15 protein-coding genes and 1 riboswitch are annotated in these 17,411 nt (G+C 73.0%); of the genes, 12 read left to right on the top strand and 3 right to left on the bottom strand.

Features of this window, described 5'->3' with window-relative positions; genetic code table 11:
• The first annotated feature begins 156 nt into the window (after nt 1–156).
• The 6 genes from ADL22_RS20685 to ADL22_RS20660 all read left to right on the top strand — a co-directional run bounded on the left by ADL22_RS20685 (nt 157) and on the right by ADL22_RS20660 (nt 7,341).
• Complete coding sequence (locus tag ADL22_RS20685; protein WP_066981629.1) at nt 157–777, top strand: cytochrome c oxidase subunit 3; 621 nt, start codon at nt 157–159, stop codon at nt 775–777.
• 88 nt (nt 778–865) lie between these two features.
• A complete protein-coding gene (locus ADL22_RS20680; protein WP_066981626.1) occupies nt 866–1,675 on the top strand; it encodes a c-type cytochrome in 810 nt (269 codons plus the stop codon).
• Nucleotides 1,672–2,715, top strand: a complete 1,044-nt coding sequence (locus ADL22_RS20675) for a ubiquinol-cytochrome c reductase iron-sulfur subunit (RefSeq protein ID WP_066981623.1) — start codon at nt 1,672–1,674, stop codon at nt 2,713–2,715. The genes ADL22_RS20680 and ADL22_RS20675 overlap by 4 nt, the downstream gene beginning before the upstream one ends.
• Nucleotides 2,712–4,349: a cytochrome b gene (locus ADL22_RS20670; protein WP_066981620.1), complete on the top strand. Its 1,638-nt coding sequence runs from the start codon at nt 2,712–2,714 to the stop codon at nt 4,347–4,349. Before ADL22_RS20675 ends, ADL22_RS20670 begins: the two co-directional genes overlap by 4 nt.
• Before the next feature lie 140 nt (nt 4,350–4,489).
• A complete protein-coding gene (trpD, locus tag ADL22_RS20665; RefSeq protein ID WP_066981617.1) occupies nt 4,490–5,554 on the top strand; it encodes an anthranilate phosphoribosyltransferase in 1,065 nt (354 codons plus the stop codon).
• Nucleotides 5,555–5,630: 76 nt separating this feature from the next.
• A riboswitch (SAM riboswitch) is annotated at nt 5,631–5,748 on the top strand.
• 207 nt (nt 5,749–5,955) lie between these two features.
• Complete coding sequence (locus ADL22_RS20660) at nt 5,956–7,341, top strand: aminotransferase class V-fold PLP-dependent enzyme (protein WP_066981614.1); 1,386 nt, start codon at nt 5,956–5,958, stop codon at nt 7,339–7,341.
• A 519-nt stretch (nt 7,342–7,860) separates the two neighbouring features.
• Here the strand turns inward: ADL22_RS20660 and ADL22_RS20655 are convergent.
• Both ADL22_RS20655 and ADL22_RS20650 read right to left on the bottom strand, forming a co-directional pair.
• Nucleotides 7,861–8,142 (bottom strand): Lrp/AsnC family transcriptional regulator, encoded by a 282-nt coding sequence (locus ADL22_RS20655; protein WP_066981611.1) that lies wholly within the window; start codon nt 8,140–8,142, stop codon nt 7,861–7,863.
• Complete coding sequence (locus tag ADL22_RS20650) at nt 8,139–8,870, bottom strand: rhomboid family intramembrane serine protease (RefSeq protein WP_066981608.1); 732 nt, start codon at nt 8,868–8,870, stop codon at nt 8,139–8,141. The genes ADL22_RS20655 and ADL22_RS20650 overlap by 4 nt, the downstream gene beginning before the upstream one ends.
• 198 nt (nt 8,871–9,068) lie before the next feature.
• Between ADL22_RS20650 and ADL22_RS20645 the strand changes: the two genes are divergently transcribed.
• From ADL22_RS20645 to ADL22_RS20625, 5 genes are all read left to right on the top strand, one after another.
• Nucleotides 9,069–9,308, top strand: coding sequence for a hypothetical protein (locus tag ADL22_RS20645; protein ID WP_066981605.1), 240 nt, complete (start codon nt 9,069–9,071; stop codon nt 9,306–9,308).
• Nucleotides 9,309–9,326: 18 nt separating this feature from the next.
• Complete coding sequence (locus tag ADL22_RS20640) at nt 9,327–10,700, top strand: NYN domain-containing protein (RefSeq protein WP_079064292.1); 1,374 nt, start codon at nt 9,327–9,329, stop codon at nt 10,698–10,700.
• Between the two features lie 304 nt (nt 10,701–11,004).
• On the top strand, nt 11,005–12,030 hold the full coding sequence (locus tag ADL22_RS20635; RefSeq protein WP_066981602.1) for an NlpC/P60 family protein: 1,026 nt from the start codon (nt 11,005–11,007) through the stop codon (nt 12,028–12,030).
• A gap of 235 nt (nt 12,031–12,265) precedes the next feature.
• Nucleotides 12,266–13,309: an NlpC/P60 family protein gene (locus tag ADL22_RS20630; protein WP_066981599.1), complete on the top strand. Its 1,044-nt coding sequence runs from the start codon at nt 12,266–12,268 to the stop codon at nt 13,307–13,309.
• Between the two features lie 51 nt (nt 13,310–13,360).
• Nucleotides 13,361–14,752, top strand: a complete 1,392-nt coding sequence (locus ADL22_RS20625; RefSeq protein WP_066981596.1) for a hypothetical protein — start codon at nt 13,361–13,363, stop codon at nt 14,750–14,752.
• On the opposite strand, the gene ADL22_RS20620 is transcribed toward ADL22_RS20625, so the two are convergent.
• Nucleotides 14,709–16,019 carry a glycosyltransferase 87 family protein gene (locus ADL22_RS20620; protein WP_066981737.1) on the bottom strand — a complete coding sequence of 437 codons (1,311 nt, stop codon included), beginning with the start codon at nt 16,017–16,019 and terminating at the stop codon, nt 14,709–14,711. The two genes, ADL22_RS20625 and ADL22_RS20620, sit on opposite strands and share 44 nt — an antisense overlap.
• A 216-nt stretch (nt 16,020–16,235) precedes the next feature.
• On the opposite strand from ADL22_RS20620, the gene ADL22_RS20615 reads away from it, so the two are divergent.
• Nucleotides 16,236–17,378 (top strand): glycosyltransferase family 4 protein, encoded by a 1,143-nt coding sequence (locus ADL22_RS20615; protein WP_066981594.1) that lies wholly within the window; start codon nt 16,236–16,238, stop codon nt 17,376–17,378.
• Nucleotides 17,379–17,411 lie beyond the last annotated feature (33 nt).

Here is a 17,411-nt window from a genome sequence, read left to right as displayed (position 1 = left end):
GGGTTCCCGGGCGGCCACCGGCCGCCGGGGGCGCCCCGCCGCCCCGCGCGTCCCCCCTTCGGGCGACCGCCGCGACGCCCCGGACGAGCAGGCCATATGGCCTTGACACACCGAACGGCACCCCCCGGAGTGAGGGCGGGATAAGCGACCGACATAATGTCGGTCGTGGCGACAGCAACGACAGTAGAAACCGGGCACGCGCACCCGTCGGTCAATCGACCGAACCTCACCAGCGTCGGAACCATCATCTGGCTGAGTTCCGAGCTGATGTTCTTCGCGGCCCTCTTCGCGATGTACTTCACCCTCCGGTCCGTGACGGGCGAGGCGTATTGGAAGGAATCCGCCAGTGCGCTGAATCTTCCGTTCTCCGCGACCAACACCACGATCCTGGTGCTCAGCTCACTGACGTGTCAGCTCGGCGTTTTCGCGGCCGAGCGCGGCGACGTCAAGAAGCTGCGGGCCTGGTTCGTGGTCACCTTCATCATGGGTGCCATCTTCATCGGCGGTCAGGTCTTCGAGTACACGGATCTCGTCAAGCACGAGGGCCTCTCGCTCTCGTCCGGTCCGTACGGCTCGGTGTTCTACCTGACCACCGGTTTCCACGGACTGCACGTGACAGGCGGTCTGATCGCCTTCCTGCTGGTCCTGGGCAGGACGTACGCGGCCAAGAGGTTCACCCACACGCAGGCCACCGCGGCCATCGTCGTGTCCTACTACTGGCACTTCGTCGATGTCGTCTGGATCGGCCTCTTCGCCACGATCTACCTGATCCGGTAACAGGTCCGACCGGAATCGGACCGGATCCGCATACCGGACAGACACAGCCAAAGCATCGACGCAGAAGATCCTGACACCGGGGTAATCCGTGAAAAAGCTCTCCGCACGACGGCGCCATCCGCTGGCGGCGCTCGTCGTCCTACTCTTCGCGCTGGCGGTCACTGGGGGGCTGTACGCCGCGTTCGCGCCGGCGGACAAGGCTCAAGCCGATGACACCGCCCAGTCTCTTGCCATCAAGGAGGGCAAGAAGCTCTTCGCCGTGGGCTGCGCAAGCTGCCACGGCACCGGCGGTCAGGGCACCTCCGACGGCCCGAGCCTGGTCGGCGTGGGCGCCGCCGCCGTCGACTTCCAGGTGGGCACCGGCCGCATGCCGGCCCAGCAGCCCGGCGCGCAGGTGCCGCGCAAGCGGAACATCTACAACAACGCCCAGATCGACCAGCTCGCGGCCTACGTCGCGTCGCTGGGCGCCGGCCCGTCCGTGCCCGACAAGTCGCAGTACAGCGCGGAGGGTGCCGACATCGCCAAGGGCGGCGAGCTGTTCCGCACCAACTGCGCGCAGTGCCACAACTTCACCGGCAAGGGCGGCGCCCTGACCAACGGCAAGTTCGCACCCACGCTGGAGGGCGTGGCCCCGAAGCACATCTACGAGGCCATGCAGACCGGCCCGCAGAACATGCCCTCGTTCGGTGACGGCACGCTGAGCCCGCAGAACAAGAAGGACATCGTCGCGTACCTCGGCGCCGTCAACGGCGACAAGACCGCGACCCCGGGCGGTATGGAACTCGGTGGTCTGGGCCCGGTGACCGAAGGTCTCTTCGGCTACATCTTCGGCCTCGGTGCGTGTGTCGCGGTCGCCATCTGGGTCGCAGCCCGGACTACGAAGGCCAAGAAGTCATGAGTGAGACAGAAGAAAACCTTCCCAGTGAGCGGGAGTCGGCTCACGAGGGCGCGGTAGGGAAGTCGGACAACCCCTTCGCCGACCCCGGACTGCCGCCCCACGAGCACCGCGTCCAGGACATCGACGAGCGGGCCGCCCGGCGCTCCGAGCGCACCGTCGCCCTGCTCTTCCTGGTGTCCATGCTCGCCACCGTCGGCTTCATCGCGTCGTACGTGGCGATCCCGATCGACAAGATCATCTATGTCTTCCCGCTCGGTCACATCAGCGGGCTGAACTTCGCGCTCGGTCTGACGCTGGGCGTGGCGCTCTTCTGCATCGGCGCCGGCGCGGTCCACTGGGCCCGCACGCTGATGTCGGACGTGGAGGTCGCCGACGACCGCCACCCGATCGAGGCCGCCCCCGAGGTCAAGGCCAAGGTGCTCGCGGACTTCGCGCAGGGCGCCAAGGAGTCGCAGTTCGGCCGGCGCAAGCTGATCCGCAACACGATGTTCGGCGCGCTGGCCCTGGTGCCGCTCTCCGGCGTCGTCCTGCTGCGCGACCTCGGCCCGCTGCCCGAGAAGAAGCTGCGCACCACCGGCTGGAAGAAGGGCGTCCGACTGGTCAACCAGTCGACGAACCTCCCGCTGCGTCCCGAGGACATCGCGGTCGGCTCCCTCACTTTCGCCAAGCCCGAGGGCCTGGAGGAGGGCGATGAGGACTTCAACGAGAAGATCGCCAAGGACGCCCTGATGCTCGTGCGGATCCAGCCGCAGAACATCAAGGACAAGCAGGAACTGGCCTGGTCGCACGAGGGCATCGTGGCGTACTCGAAGATCTGCACCCACGTGGGTTGCCCGATCAGCCTGTACGAGCAGCAGACGCACCACGTGCTGTGCCCGTGCCACCAGTCGACCTTCGACCTTTCCGACGGCGGCCGGGTGATCTTCGGCCCGGCCGGGCACCCCCTGCCGCAGCTGCACATCACGGTCAAGGACGGCTTCCTTGAGGCCGTGAGCGACTTCGCGGAGCCCGTCGGCCCGAGCTTCTGGGAGCGCGGATGAGTAACGAGACAACCGCGACCACCACGCGCCGTGGCCAGGCACCACGGGGCGAGCGGATCGCTGACTGGGCCGACGGCCGGCTGGGCATCTACAGCCTCGCCAAGGCCAATATGCGCAAGATCTTCCCGGACCACTGGTCCTTCATGCTGGGCGAGGTCGCGCTCTACAGCTTCGTCATCATCATCCTGACCGGTGTCTACCTGACGCTGTTCTTCCACCCGAGCATGGCCGAGGTCACCTACCACGGGTCCTACGTGCCGATGCACGGGATCAAGATGACCCAGGCGTTCGAGTCGACGCTGGACATCAGCTTCGACGTGCGCGGCGGTCTGCTGATCCGGCAGATCCACCACTGGGCGGCGCTGGTCTTCCTGGCCGCGATGATGGTCCACATGATGCGGGTGTTCTTCACCGGCGCGTTCCGCAAGCCGCGTGAGGTCAACTGGCTCTTCGGCTTCCTGCTGTTCGTCCTGGGCATGTTCACCGGCTTCACCGGTTACTCGCTCCCCGACGACCTGCTGTCCGGCACCGGTGTCCGCTTCATCGAGGGCGTGATACTGGCGATGCCGCTGGTCGGCTCGTACCTGCAGATGTTCATCTTCGGCGGCGAGTTCCCCGGGCACGACATCATCCCGCGGTTCTTCACCATCCACGTGCTGCTGCTGCCGGGCATCATGCTCGGCCTGCTGGTGGCCCACCTGATCCTGGTCTTCTACCACAAGCACACGCAGTTCCCGGGTGCCGGCAAGACCAACAACAACGTGGTCGGCATGCCGCTGCTGCCGGTCTACATGGCCAAGGCCGGAGGCTTCTTCTTCCTGGTCTTCGGTGTGATCTCGGTGCTCGCCGCGGTCGCCAGCATCAACCCCGTGTGGGCCATCGGCCCGTACCGTCCTGACCAGGTGTCCACCGGTGCCCAGCCGGACTGGTACATGGGCTTCGCCGAGGGCCTGGTGCGCGTCATGCCGGGCTGGGAGTGGAACTTCTGGGGCCACACGATCAACTTCGGCGTGCTGATCCCGATCCTGGTCTTCCCGCTGGTCCTGATCGCCATCGCGGTCTACCCGTTCATCGAGTCCTGGATCCGGGGCGACAAGCGCGAGCACCACATCCTGGACCGCCCGCGCAACACCCCGACCCGCACCGGCTTCGGTGTGGCCTGGCTCGTCGCGTACTTCGTGATGCTGATCGGCGGCGGCAACGACCTGTGGGCCACCCACTTCCACCTGTCGATCAACTCGATCACCTGGTTCGTCCGGATCGCGTTCTTCGTCGGGCCGGTGATCGCCTTCATCGCCACCAAGCGGATCTGCCTGGGCCTCCAGCGCCGCGACCGCGACAAGGTGCTGCACGGACGCGAGTCCGGCATCATCAAGCGGCTGCCGCACGGTGAGTTCATCGAGGTCCACGAGCCGCTCGACCAGGAGCAGCTGCACTTCCTGACCCAGCACGAGCAGCCCGAGCCGCTCGAACTCGGTCCCGAGGTCGACGAGAACGGTGTCCGCCGCAAGATCAAGCGCACGCAGAAGCTGCGGGCCAAGCTCTCCAAGGGCTACTACGGCGAGGACAACGTCATCCCCAAGCCGACCGTAGAGGAGTACAAGGAGATCACCAGCGGCCACGGCCACCACTGATCCCGGCGGGCGCGACACCGCGCACCGCTCGTAGTACGCCACCCAGAGGGCCCCGTCCGGACGTCGGACGGGGCCCTCCGGCATGCCCGCGGCTCGATAGGGTGACGGCAGAAGCAGGTGACGAACCAGGAGCGTGGACCATGAACGTCGTGACCCCGGCAGGCGGCGGCAGCGTGGCGGACCGCTCCTGGCCGGCCGTACTCAACGCCCTGCTCGACGGCCGGGACCTCACCGCCGACGACACCGCCTGGGTCATGGACCGGATCATGCGCGGCGAGGCCACCGACGCCCAGATCGCCGGCTTCGCGGTGGCGCTGCGGGCCAAGGGCGAGACGGTCGCGGAGATCTCCGGCCTGGTGCGCACCATGTACGCGCACGCCAGCCTGATCGAGGTGCCCGGCCCCAGCGTCGACATCGTCGGCACCGGCGGCGACGGCGCGAAGACCGTCAACATCTCCACCATGTCCGCGATCGTGGTCGCCGGCACCGGCGCCAAGGTCGTCAAGCACGGCAGCCGGGCCGCGTCCTCCGCCAGCGGCGCCTCGGACGTCCTGGAGAAGCTCGGCGTCAATCTCGACCTCTCCCCGCGGCGCGTGGTGGAGGTCGCCGAGGAGGCCGGGATCACCTTCTGCTTCGCGGCCAAATTCCACCCCGCGCTGCGCCACGTCGCCGCCGCCCGCGGCCAGCTCGGCATCCGCACCACCTTCAACGTCCTCGGCCCGCTCACCAACCCCGCCCGGGTCCGGGCCCAGGCGACCGGTGTCGCGGACGCGCGGATGGCGCCCATCCTGGCCGGTGTGCTCGCCGAGCGCGGCTCCTCCGCGCTGGTCTTCCGCGGCGACGACGGGCTGGACGAGCTGACCACCACCGCCACCTCCCGGGTCTGGCTGGTCCGCGGCGGCGAGGTCCGCGAGGAGCCCTTCGACCCCCGGGACGTCGGCATCGACCTCGTCCCCGTGGAGGCGCTGCGCGGCGCGGACGCCTCGTACAACGCCGAGGTGGCCCGGCGGCTGCTGGACGGCGAGACCGGCCCGGTGCGGGACGCGGTGCTGCTGAACGCGGCGGCCGCGCTGGCCGCGCTGGAGCCCTCCGGCGCCCCGCTGGCCGAGCGGATCCGGGACGGCCTCGGCAAGGCCGCCGAGTCGCTGGACTCCGGCGCGGCCCGGCGCACGCTGGACCGCTGGGTGGCCGCCAGCAACGCCTGACGGACGCGGCGCGGCCCCCGTCCGGAATACGGACCGGGGGTTGCGCGCCGATGATCGTGTGGCATTATTCAGCCCAGGTCACGAGTGACAGCGACACAGGCCCCGGCCCGCTGTCCGGCAACCCTCCTTCCGTGGCGGGGTGCCCCGGGTGATGACCAGGTCGCAGGCAGCGAGGTCTGCGGCAAGCGCGGATCCCTCGCCCGGGATCCTGGTCCCCGAGGGAGTCCTTCCGTGATGCAGCGAATGCGCTAGGGCCGTCCGGCCCCTCTTCCGCGCAACCTTTTCCTTCCCGCCGCGGCACCCTTTTGCCGGGCCGATCCGCCGCACCCCCGGGTGCCGAGCGGCGCCCCCGCCTACCCTTCCGCCGCGGCGAATTCGCTTCACCCTTACGGGAGTTCGCCATGTCTGTTTCCACCAACGCCGCCGCCGACCGCTCCGTGTGCGCCCCGCTGCCGGTCCTGGGCCGGGACGTCACCGTCCCGCTCGTCACCGGCGGCGAGGCCGTCTACGCCGCGCTGGACTACGCCGCCAGCGCCCCCGCCCTCCAGCGCGTCTGGGACGACGTCGCCGCCTACGCCCCGTACTACGGCAGCGTGCACCGCGGCGCCGGCTACCTCTCCCAGCTCTCCACCGACCTCTTCGAGAACGCCCGCCGGACCGTCGCCGATTTCCTCGGCTGCCGCCCCGACGACCAGGTGGTCTTCACCCGCTCCACCACCGACTCGCTGAACCTCCTCGCCGCCGCGCTGCCGCAGGGCACCCGGGTCTTCGTCTTCGAGACCGAGCACCACGCCTCGCTGCTGCCCTGGGAGCGCCGCGCGGACGTCGCCGTGACCTACCTCAACGCCCCGCGCACCCCCCGGCAGGCCGTCGACACCCTGGAGAAGGCGCTCGCCGCCCGCGAGCCGTACGGTCCGGCGCTGGTCTGCGTCACCGGGGCCTCCAACGTCACCGGCGAGCTGTGGCCGGTCCGCGAACTGGCCGCCGCGGCCCATGCGCACGGCGCCCGCATCGTCGTGGACGCCGCGCAGCTGGCGCCGCACCACCCCGTCGACCTCGCGGCGCTCGACGCCGACTGGGTCGCCTTCTCCGGCCACAAGCTGTACGCGCCGTTCGGCGCCGGAGTGCTGGCCGGGCGCGCGGACTGGCTCCAGGACGCGGAGCCGTACCTTGCCGGGGGCGGCGCCAGCCGTACGGTCTCGCGGCGTGCGGACGGTGGCGTCGACGTCGCGTGGCACACCACGGCGGCGCGGCACGAGGCCGGGTCGCCGAACGTCATCGGCGCCTACGCGATCGCCTCCGCCTGCCAGGCGCTGACCGAGGCCGGGTTCGACGCGCTCGTCGCCCGCGAGCAGGAGCTGATCGCCAAGGTCCGCGCGGGCCTCGCCGAGGTCCCGGAGGTCCGGGTCCTCTCCCTCTTCGGGGAGGACGCGCCGCGGGTCGGTGTGCTGTCGTTCGTCGTCGACGGGTGGAACAGTTCGCACTTCGCGGCGGCGCTGTCCGCCGAGTACGGCATCGGTGTGCGGGACGGTCTGTTCTGCGCGCACCCGCTCGTCCGTACGCTGCTGGGCGGCGAGTCCCAGGACCCGGGCGAGTGCGGGGCGCCCGAGGGGGCGCCGGGGGAGCGGTCCCTCAACGCGATCCGCGTGAGTTTCGGTGCCGGGACGCCGGATGAGCACGTTTCGCGTTTCCTGCGGGCGGTTCGCGAACTCGTCGCGGAGGGGGCCCGGTGGTCCTACCGGGTTGAGGACGGCCGGTGCGTGCCGGCCCGGGGTGACGTGGGCTGAGCCCACGTCGTCGTCTGCCCCGCCGCGGGGGGCGTTTCGTTTGCGCCTGCGGCGCGGGGCTTGATTCCGCTGCGCGGGGCGTTTCGGCCGCGGTGCCGGGTCTGCGGGGTGGGGGTATGCCGGACTGCTGTCGCTTTACGTCCGGCATACCCCCACCCCGCAGACCCGGCCCCTCCCGTGGGGGGTCGTAAATACGGTGCGTGGGGGCTGACGTGAGTGGGTTGGTGCAGGTCGTCTCGTTGAGGGTGAGCGTCCGGAAAGGACCACTGGGCCGCACCGGCCCACCGTGAACAGGCCCAACGGACAGGTGAATTGACCCCCCTCGGGAGGGGACGGGTCTGCGGGGTAAGGGGTGTCCGGACGTAAAGCGAAGCAGTCCGGACACCCCTTACCCCGCAGACCCGGCACCGCTGCCGACCAGCCCCGCGCAGCGGAATCAAGCAATGCGCCGCAGGCGCAAACGAAACGCCCCCCGCGGCGGAAAACCCAACAACGTGGGAGGCCAAGCCAAGCGCAGCGCTACGCGTCCAAGCCAATAGAGAAGGCGGCCTCAAGGTCGTGTTGCGAGTACGTGCGGAACGCAATGTGCGTCTCCGTCGAGGCCACGCCAGGGACTTTGCTGATGCGGCCGGGGATGACGTCCGCGAGCTCGTCGTGGTTGGCGACCCGGACCATGGCGATGAGGTCGTACGCGCCGGTCACCGAGTAGACCTCGCTGACGCCCGCCAGCGCGGCGATCTGTTCCGCGATTTCCGGGATCTGGTCCACGCTGGTCTTGATGAGCACGATCGACGTGATCACGGCTGGCTCTCTCCCTCGGCCGACGGTCCGTTCCCCCTGGTGGCCCCCACACTATCCCGGGCGTGGCGGGCCCACGCGTAGAGGAATCCGAGGGTGAAGCCGATGACGTGGGCGAGGTAGGCGACGCCCGGGCCGGCCGGGTCGCGGCCGGCGGCCTGCCACTGGAGGCAGAACCAGAAGAGCAGGACCATCCAGGCGGGGAAGCGCAGCGGCAGGAAGAACAGGAACGGGAACAGGCTGGTGACCCGGGCGCGGGGGAAGAGGAAGAGGAACGCGCCCAGGACGCCGGAGACCGCTCCGGAGGCGCCGACCAGGGTCTGGTCGGAGGAGGCGTGCGCGGCGGCGTAGGCCAGCAGCGCGAGGTAGCCGGTGGCCAGGTAGCAGGCGGTGAAGGGGAGGCGGCCCAGGCGGGCCTCGGTCAGGGCGCCGAAGACGTGGAGGAAGAGGACGTTGCCGAGCAGGTGCAGCCAGCTGCCGTGGACGAAGAGGGCGGTGAGCGGGGTGAGCCAGGCCCGCGGCGAGCCGCTCCACAGGTCGAGCGGGATCACGCCCCAGCGTTCGAAGTAGCGGGTCCGGGCGTGCAGCAGGGCGGCGCCGGTGCCGTACGCGCGGTTCAGGCCGGAGGCGGGGCCGAGGACGAAGAGCGCGCAGCAGAGCGCGATCAGCACGTTGGTCATACGGGAGAACACCGCGCGCGGGGTGCGGGCGGGGCGGACCGGCACCGTCATGAAGTGATCATGGCGCAATCCGGGCAGAGGGGACAGAGTGCCTCGCCGCGTCCCGCCTTCCGGGCGGGCCCGCACCGGCCCCCTGTCAGGCCGTAGGGTTACAGGCAGTACGTTGCGTATTTCCGCAGTCCGGCGCCGCAGCCCGCGAGCGCGCCGGGTGATCCGCACCGCGGCACGAGCACGAAAGAGGACGACACGATGGCTGTTCCCCTGCCGACGGCGGAGACCCGGTGGCGCTGCACGCTGTGCGGCAATCTCACGCGGTTCGACGTCACCCGCCGGTCGAAGGTGGTGGAGTACGTCCACCTCGACCTGGCCGGGGAGCCGGCGGTGGAGGAGCGCGAGGTCATCAGCGAGACCATCGAGTCGGTGCGCTGCCGCTGGTGCAACGCGGTCGACAAGATCGAGCTGGTGGACCGTCCGGGCGCGAGCGCCTGAGATCGGAGCGAGGCAGCCGTGGTGGAACGTCCAGAAGGGGAGCCGGGGGCGGAGCGCGCGGACGCGCCCGAAGGGGCGGCCGACGAGGTGCTCGACCAGCCGCTGCCCGAGGGCGTACGGCGCCGTGTGGTGGCGCTCACCGCGGAGTCCTTCGGGGCGCTGACGGTCTCCGAACTCCCGCCCGCCTTGCGGCAGTACGCCCGTTTCACCCCGTCCCGGCGGGCCAAGTTCGCCGGGAACGCGATGGCCGCGGCGCTGGAGGGCGACGCGGTGTTCCGGCAGCGGATCGCCGGGCGGCTGCGGGACGCCCAGCCGGAGCTGGCCGAGGCCCTGGAGCAGGGCACCCCGCCCGCCGCCGCCGATCCGCTGGACGTGGCGGCCGCGGCGTACGTGCTGCGCCCCGAGGGCTGGGTCAAGCTGGTCGCGGCGGCCGGCGAGGAGGCGCAGCGGGCGCGGGCCGAACGGGCCGGCGCGGAGGCCGAGCGGGAAGTGGCCCGGCTGCGGCAGGAGCTGGCCCAGGCGCGCGGCCAGGCCCGTACGGAGACCGAGCGGGTCCGGGCGGATCTGGAGGCGGCGCGCAAGGAGAACGAGTCCCTCCAGCGCAAGCTGCGCAGCGCGCTCAGCGACATCAAGCGCGGGGAGGCGGCGGTCCGCAAGGCGCAGGCGGCGGCGGCCGAGGCGCGGGAGCGGGCGGCGGCCGACAGGGCCGCGGCGGACAGCGAGCTGCGCCGGCTCAAGGCCCGGATCGCGGAGGCCGAGGCGGCGCTGGAGACCAGCCGGCGCTCGGCCCGCGAGGGCCGCAGCGTGGAGGCGATGCGGCTGCGGCTGCTGCTGGACACGGTCCTGGACGCGGCCCAGGGGCTGCGCCGCGAGCTGGCGCTGCCGCCCGCCGCGGGCCGTCCGGCGGACACCGTCGACGCGGTCGAGCCGGGCCGGATGACCCCGAAGGACATCGCGACCCGGGCGCTGTCGGAGACCGATCCGGCGCTGCTGGACCAGCTGCTGGCGCTGCCCCAGGCGCATTTGGTGGTGGACGGCTACAACGTCACCAAGACCGGCTATCCGACGATGCCGCTGGAGAAGCAGCGGCTGCGGCTGCTGGGCGGGCTGGCGGTGCTGGCGGCGCAGACCGGTGCCGAGATGACGTGTGTCTTCGACGGGGCGGAGCTGGCCGCGCCGGTGCTGCTGGCGCCGCCGCGCGGGGTGCGGGTGCTGTTCAGCAAACCGGGCGTGACGGCGGACGAGTTGATCCGGCAGCTGGTGCGGGCCGAGCCGGCGGGCCGTCCGGTCGTGGTGGTCTCCTCGGACCGCGAGGTGGCCGACGGTGTGGCGAAGGCGGGCGCGCGGCCGGTCGCATCGGCCTTGCTGCTCAAGCGACTTGCGCGAACGTGACATTTCCGCCGGTGTCCGTTTTGGTGCCGGATATCTTCGTTCCGCTTCGTGCCGCTGCGTCAGTTGACGCTTACTGGCCGTGTGATGTTGGTAAAAGATGGGGTTGGCGGGGGAGTTTTTCCCCGGCAGGATTTGAAGCGATCACAACTCGGTTACTAAGGTCGGGCCTCGAACCTTCATACAGGTGATCATCCACCCGGGATGGTCAGTGGAGGTACCGCCGAGTCCGCGGCGTTCGCGCGGAGCCGGGGCCCTGCTCCCCCCACTCCCGGTAGGCGGCTGGAGGAAGAAGGAGCTCGCCCCCGTGGCGTCCCACCGTCGACCCAAGCAGCCGAGCCGTACTCGTGTGACCGTGCTCACCGCGACCGCCGCCGCGGCCGTCGCCCTCTCCGCCCAGGCGGCGCACGCCGACCCGACCCCGTCGAAGAAGGACGTCAAGTCCGAGGTCGACAAGCTCTACAACGAAGCGGAGCAGGCCACCGAGAAGTACAACGGCGTCAAGGAGCAGCAGGACAAGCTCCAGAAAGAGGTCGACGACCTCCAGGACAAGGTCGCCCGCGGCCAGGACGAGCTGAACCAGCTCCGCAAGGGCCTCGGCGCCATCGCCTCCGGCCAGTACCGCAGCGGCAGCATCGACCCCTCGGTGCAGCTGTTCCTCTCCGGCGACCCGGACACCTACCTCGAAAAGGCCGCCACCCTCGACCAGTTGAGCGGCAAGCAGGCCGACCAGCTCAGGACGATCGCCGACAAGCAGCGCCGGCTCGCCCAGGAGCGCGCCGAGGCCGCGAGCAAGATCCAGGACCTCTCCGAGACCCGCAAGACCCTCGGCGAGAAGAAGGACGAGATCAAGGACAAGCTCGCCAAGGCCCAGGAGCTGCTCAACACGCTGACCGCCAAGGAGCGGGAGGCCATGCAGGCCGCGGACTCCCGCGCCAACCGCAGCAACGAGCGGGTCAACCTCGGCGACGACGTCCCGGCCTCGCAGCGCGGCGCCGCCGCCCTGGCCGCCGCCCAGTCGAAGATAGGCTCGCCCTACGTCTGGGGCGCCACCGGCCCGTCCTCCTTCGACTGCTCGGGCCTGACCGGCTGGGCGTACGCGCAGGCCGGCCAGTCGCTGCCGCGCACCTCCCAGGAGCAGGCCAACGCCGGCACCCGCATCTACTCGGAGAGCGGCCTCAAGCCCGGCGACCTGGTGCTCTTCTACGGCGACCTGCACCACATCGGCCTCTACGCCGGCAACGGCACCGTGCTGCACGCCCCGAAGCCGGGCGCCTCGGTGCGCTACGAGTCGATCAACAACATGCCGTTCCAGTTCGGCGTGCGGGTCTGAAAAGCCTCACAACACCCGCAACCTGCCGCCCGATCGGGCGAATTGCGGCCCCCGCCGCTGACCTGCCGCTCCGCCGGTGACCTGCGAGGTCACCGGCGGAGCGGCTTTTCGCGTACGAAAAGCGGTCTTTGGCCGGTGTACCGGGGCGCGGCTACTGTCGGCCCTCGCAGCTGCCGGATCACCGACCGTCCACGCCCGGACGGCAGGGGCTGCACACGGAAGGAGTTGCGGCCTCGTGGTGTCCCATCGCCGTACGTCGCAGCGCGGCCAGTCCACCCTCGCCTCGGTCACCGTCCTGTCCGCCGCCCTGGCGACCGCCGCGCTCTCGGCCCCGCAGGCCGGCGCCGACCCCGCCGGCCACCCGCACACCGGCCGGGAGGGCACCACCGCCCGGGTCGGGGCGCTCTACGAGGAGGCCGAGCGGGCCACCGAGAAGTACGACGGCGCCACCGCCCGCGCCAAGGAGCTGCGCCGGGACGTCTCGGCCCTCCAGGACCGGGCCGCCCGCACCCAGGAGCGGGTCAACCGCATGCGGGCCCGGCTCGGCGCGGTGGCCGCCGCCCAGTACCGCTCCGGCGGCCTCGACCCCACCCTCCGGCTGATGCTCTCCGAACGGCCCGACAGCTACCTGGAGAAGGCGTCCGCCCTGGACCGGCTGAGCGGCACCCAGGCCCGCGAACTCCACCGCCTGCGGGCCGCCACCCGCGATCTGGAGCAGCAGCGCCGGGAGGCCGCCCGCAAGCTCGCCGAACTGGAGGCCGTCCGGGCGGAGGTGGCCCGCCACAAGAAGGACGTCCTGCGCAAGCTGGCCACCGCCCGGCGGCTGCTCAACGCCCTGCCGCCGCACGCCCGCGCCGCCTACGACCGGGCCGCCCGCGGTGACGGCCGGGACACCCTCGTCCCCGACCTCCCCGGACCGTCCGCGGCGGGCTCAGGACGGGCCGCGGCCGCGGTCGCCGCCGCCCGGGCCGCGGTCGGCGCGCCCTACGCCTGGGGCAGCACCGGCCCCGCCGCGTTCGACTGCTCCGGGCTCACCCAATGGGCCTACGCCCGGGCCGGCGTCTCGCTGCCGCGCACCTCGCAGGCCCAGCGCGGCGCCGGACGGCAGGTCCCGCTGTCCGAGGCCCGCCCCGGCGACCTGGTCATCTACCGCTCGGACGCCAGCCATGTGGCGATGTACGTCGGCAACGGGCAGGTCGTGCACGCACCGCACCCCGGCGCCCGGGTGCGCTACGACCCGGTCGCCATGATGCCGATCGCGGCGGTCACCCGGCCCTGAACGGCCCGCCCGCGGTTTTGCCCCCGCCGGGGCGCCCTTACGATCGGCCGCATGCCGGACCACAGGGCGCGAGGCGGGAGGCGGTGGCGGGCCGCGCGGGCGGCCGGCCGCGCGGCGCCGCTGCTCGCGCTGCTCGTCCAGCTCACCGGCTGCGCCCCCGCCGAGAGCGCCACCGACCGCTATCCCGGCGTGCAGAAGATGCTCGACGAGCGGGCCGGGGCGGTGCGGCGGCACGACACCGCGGCGTTCCTCGCCACCGTCGATCCCCGGGCCACCGCCTTCCGGGACCGCCAGCGCGCGGTGCTCGGCAACCTCGCGGCGGTCCCGCTGGCCGACTGGCGCTACGACCTGGTGTCCACCGGCGCGTTCGCGCTCCCGGCGGGCGGCGGGCGGCGGCTGGCCGCGCAGGTGCGGCTGCGCTACCGCCTGTCCGGCTACGACACCGCGCCGGTCACCAGCGTCCAGTACCTCACCCTCACCGAGCGCGGCGGCCGCTGGCTGGTCTCCGCCGACACCGACGGCGCCGCGGACGGGAAGACCGGCACCCGGCAGCTGTGGGACCAGGGGCCGGTGCGGCTGGTCCGCGCCCGGTACGGCCTGGTGCTGGGCGGCGCCGCCGATCCGGACCGGCTGCGGGACCTGGCGCGGCGGGTGGACGCGGCGGTGCCCGCGGTCTCCGCGGTCTGGAAGGGCGCCTGGGCGCGGAAGGTGGTGGTGGAGGCCCCGGACACCGTCGAGCGGATGGCGCAGCTGATGGGCGGTGACGACCCGTCCGCGTACGGCGGGATCGCGGCGGTGACCACCGGGGAGGCGGGTGCGGGGGCCGCGGCCCCCGCGGACCGGGTGATCGTCAACCCCGACGCGTACGAGGAGCTGAACGACCTGGGCCGGACGGTGGTCCTCACCCACGAGACGACGCATGTCGCCACCCGCGCGGTGACCACGCCCGCCACGCCGCTGTGGCTCTCGGAGGGGTTCGCGGACTGGGTCGCCTACCGGGAGGTGCGGCGCCGGCCGGCCACCACCGCGCCGGAGCTGTCCCGCGCGGTCGCGGCCGGGGGCCCGCCGGCCCGGCTGCCGGCCGACGCCGACTTCGGCTTCCGGGGCGGCGCCGAGCGGCTGGCCGAGGCGTACGAGGGCGGCTGGCTGGCCTGCCGGATGATCGCCGAGAGGTGGGGCGAGGCCCGGCTGATCGCCTTCTACCGGGACACCGGGCGGCGCGGGCCGCACGGCGCGGCGGCCGGGCCGGCGACCGGCCCCATGGAGGCGCGGACCGCCGCCCCGGCGCCGTCCGCCACCGGGACGGCGGCGCCGGACGGCGGCACCGTCCGGGCGGCCGGGCGCGGCGGGCCGGTGGAGCGCGCGATGCGGGCCCAACTGGGCGTCGGCATGGCGGAGTTCACCGCGATGTGGCGCGCGTATGTGCGCCGCGAACTGGGCTGAGGGCGGGCCGGGCACCGGGCACCCCGGCCGCGTCCGGAGCGGCCTCGGCGCCCGCCGGGAGCCGCAGCCGGCGGCCGGCCCACAGCGCCGCCGCCACCAGCAGGCCGTTGCGCACCACCAGCAGCGCGACGCCGAGCGGGGTGCTCGCCACCACGTCGGCGAAGTGGACCGGGAACTCCAGCGCGGTCACCGCGGCGGCCGGCGGCACCAGCAGCGCCGGCCCGGCCTGCCGGCTGCCCCGTACCGTCAGGCAGACCGCGGCCAGCCCGACCAGCCACAGCAGGTACTGCGGGCTGACCACCCGGCTGGTGGCGGTGAACAGCAGCACCGCGGCGAACGCGGTGTCGCACAGCGCCGCCGGGGTCAGCTCCCGGGTCCGCGGCCGCCGGCACAGCAGCCACAGCAGCCAGAGGGCCGCCGCGCCGGTCAGCGCCAGGGCCAGCGCGCTGACGAGCGGGACGCCGGGGCCGGTGAACTCCAGCGAGCCGTAGCGCAGCCGCACCTCGCCGGGCCAGCCGGCGTACCGGGCCGCGTGCAGCACCAGCGCGACCGGCGCCTCGACCTCCGTACCGCGGTCCCGCTGGAAGGCGAGGAAGGCCAGCGCGCCCGGGGCCAGCGCCACCGCGGCCAGCGTCAGCCCGGCGCCCCAGCCCGCCGCGCTCCGCCGCAGGGCGCGCGCCCGGCGGCCGCGCACCGCCGCCCCGGCCAGCAGCAGCACCGGCCACAGCTTCAGCAGCGTGCCGAACGCGATCAGGGCGCCGGAGGTCCGGGGCCGGCGGGCGGCGGTGAGCAGCGCCGCGGCGGCCACCGCCGCCACCATCAGGTCGTACCGGGCGTACGCGGTCGGGCCGAGCAGCGCCACCCCGGCGATCCACAGCCACGCGCCGGCCCGGCGGTGGCCCGGCCGCCGCCCGGCGCGCAGCAGCAGCGCCAGCGCCGCCGCGTCGGCGGCCAGCACCAGCGCGGAGAACGCGGTGGCGTACGGGAGGAACGGCAGCAGGTCCGGGGCGAGGAGGGGCAGCGCGGCGGCCGGCGGGTACTGCCAGGTGACGTCGTCCAGGGGGAAGGTGCCGCTCCGCAGGACGTCCGCCCAGCCCTGGTAGATCACCGAGACGTCGGTGGTGACGTCGGGGCCGGGGAGCGTGAGCACGCCGAGGACGCAGAGGAGGAGCAGGGCCCGGGTGGCGGCCCAGGCGAGCCAGGCGGGCCAGGTGGGACCGGCGGCGGCCTCATTGCCGGTCCCCGCGCTGCTGCCGGTGGTGGTCATCGTCATCCCGTCGGTCACCCCGTGCCCGGTCGTCCGTCCTGCCCCGCATCATGCGCGAGGCGCGGCGCGCGGCCGGGGACGCCGGGCGCGGCGTGGCGGGGTCGGCCCTCAGGTGCGGGCTCACAGCCCGGCCACGACCGCCGACCCGGTACTGTCGGCCCCGGACCGTCCGGGCGCACCGCGTCCCGCCAGACCGCCGACCGCCGAGAGACCACCGTGGACAAGACCCTCATCGTCACCAACGACTTCCCGCCCCGGCCCGGCGGCATCCAGGCGTTCCTGCACAGCATGGCGCTGCGGCTGGACCCGGGCCGGGTGGTGGTCTACGCCTCGACCTGGAAGCGGAGCGAGGAGGGCCGGGCGGCCACCGCCGCCTTCGACGCCGAGCAGCCGTTCCCGGTGGTGCGGGACGCCACGACGATGCTGCTGCCGACGCCCCGGGTGACCCGGCGGGCGGTCGCGCTGCTGCGGGAGCACGGCTGCTCGTCGGTGTGGTTCGGGGCCGCCGCGCCGCTGGGCCTGATGGCGCCGGCGCTGCGCGCGGCCGGCGCCCGCCGGATCGTGGCGACCACCCACGGCCACGAGGCGGGCTGGGCGCAGCTGCCCGGCGCCCGGCGGCTGCTGCGCCGGATCGGCGAGGGCACCGACACCCTGACCTACCTCGGCGAGTACACCCGTTCGCGGATCGCCGCCGCGCTCAGCCCGGAGGCCGCCGCCCGGATGGCGCAGCTGCCGCCCGGGGTGGACGAGAAGACCTTCCACCCGGGCTCCGGCGGCGACGCGGTACGGGCCCGGCTGGGGCTGGCCGACCGGCCGGTGGTGGTCTGCGTCTCCCGGCTCGTCCCGCGCAAGGGCCAGGACACCCTGATCGAGGCGATGCCCGCGATCACCGCGGCGGTGCCGGACGCGGTGCTGCTGATCGTCGGCGGCGGCCCGTACGAGGAGCGGCTGCGCGCGCTGGCGCGGGAGAAGGGCGTGGCCGGCGCGGTCCGCTTCACCGGGGCCGTCCCGTGGGAGGAGCTGCCCGCCCACTACGGCGCGGGCGATGTCTTCGCGATGCCCTGCCGCACCCGGCGCGGCGGGCTGGACGTCGAGGGCCTGGGCATCGTCTACCTGGAGGCGTCCGCGACCGGGCTCCCGGTCGTCGCGGGCGACTCGGGCGGCGCGCCGGACGCGGTGCTGGACGGCGAGACCGGCTGGGTGGTCCCCGGCGGCTCGCCCACGGCCGCCGCCGAACGCATCGTCACGCTCCTGGAGGACCCCGCGCTGCGCCGCACCATGGGCGACCGCGGCCGCGCCTGGGTGGAGGAGAAGTGGCGCTGGGACCTCCTGGCGGACCGGCTGCGGGAGCTGCTGTAGCCCCACGCCGGTGCGGCCCGGCGATACGGAACC

Source organism: Streptomyces sp. NRRL F-4489 (genome assembly GCF_001509485.1).
Lineage (GTDB): Bacteria > Actinomycetota > Actinomycetes > Streptomycetales > Streptomycetaceae > Streptomyces.
The sequence above is the reverse complement of the archived record's forward strand: the minus strand, read 5'-3'. Positions and strand labels throughout refer to the sequence as shown.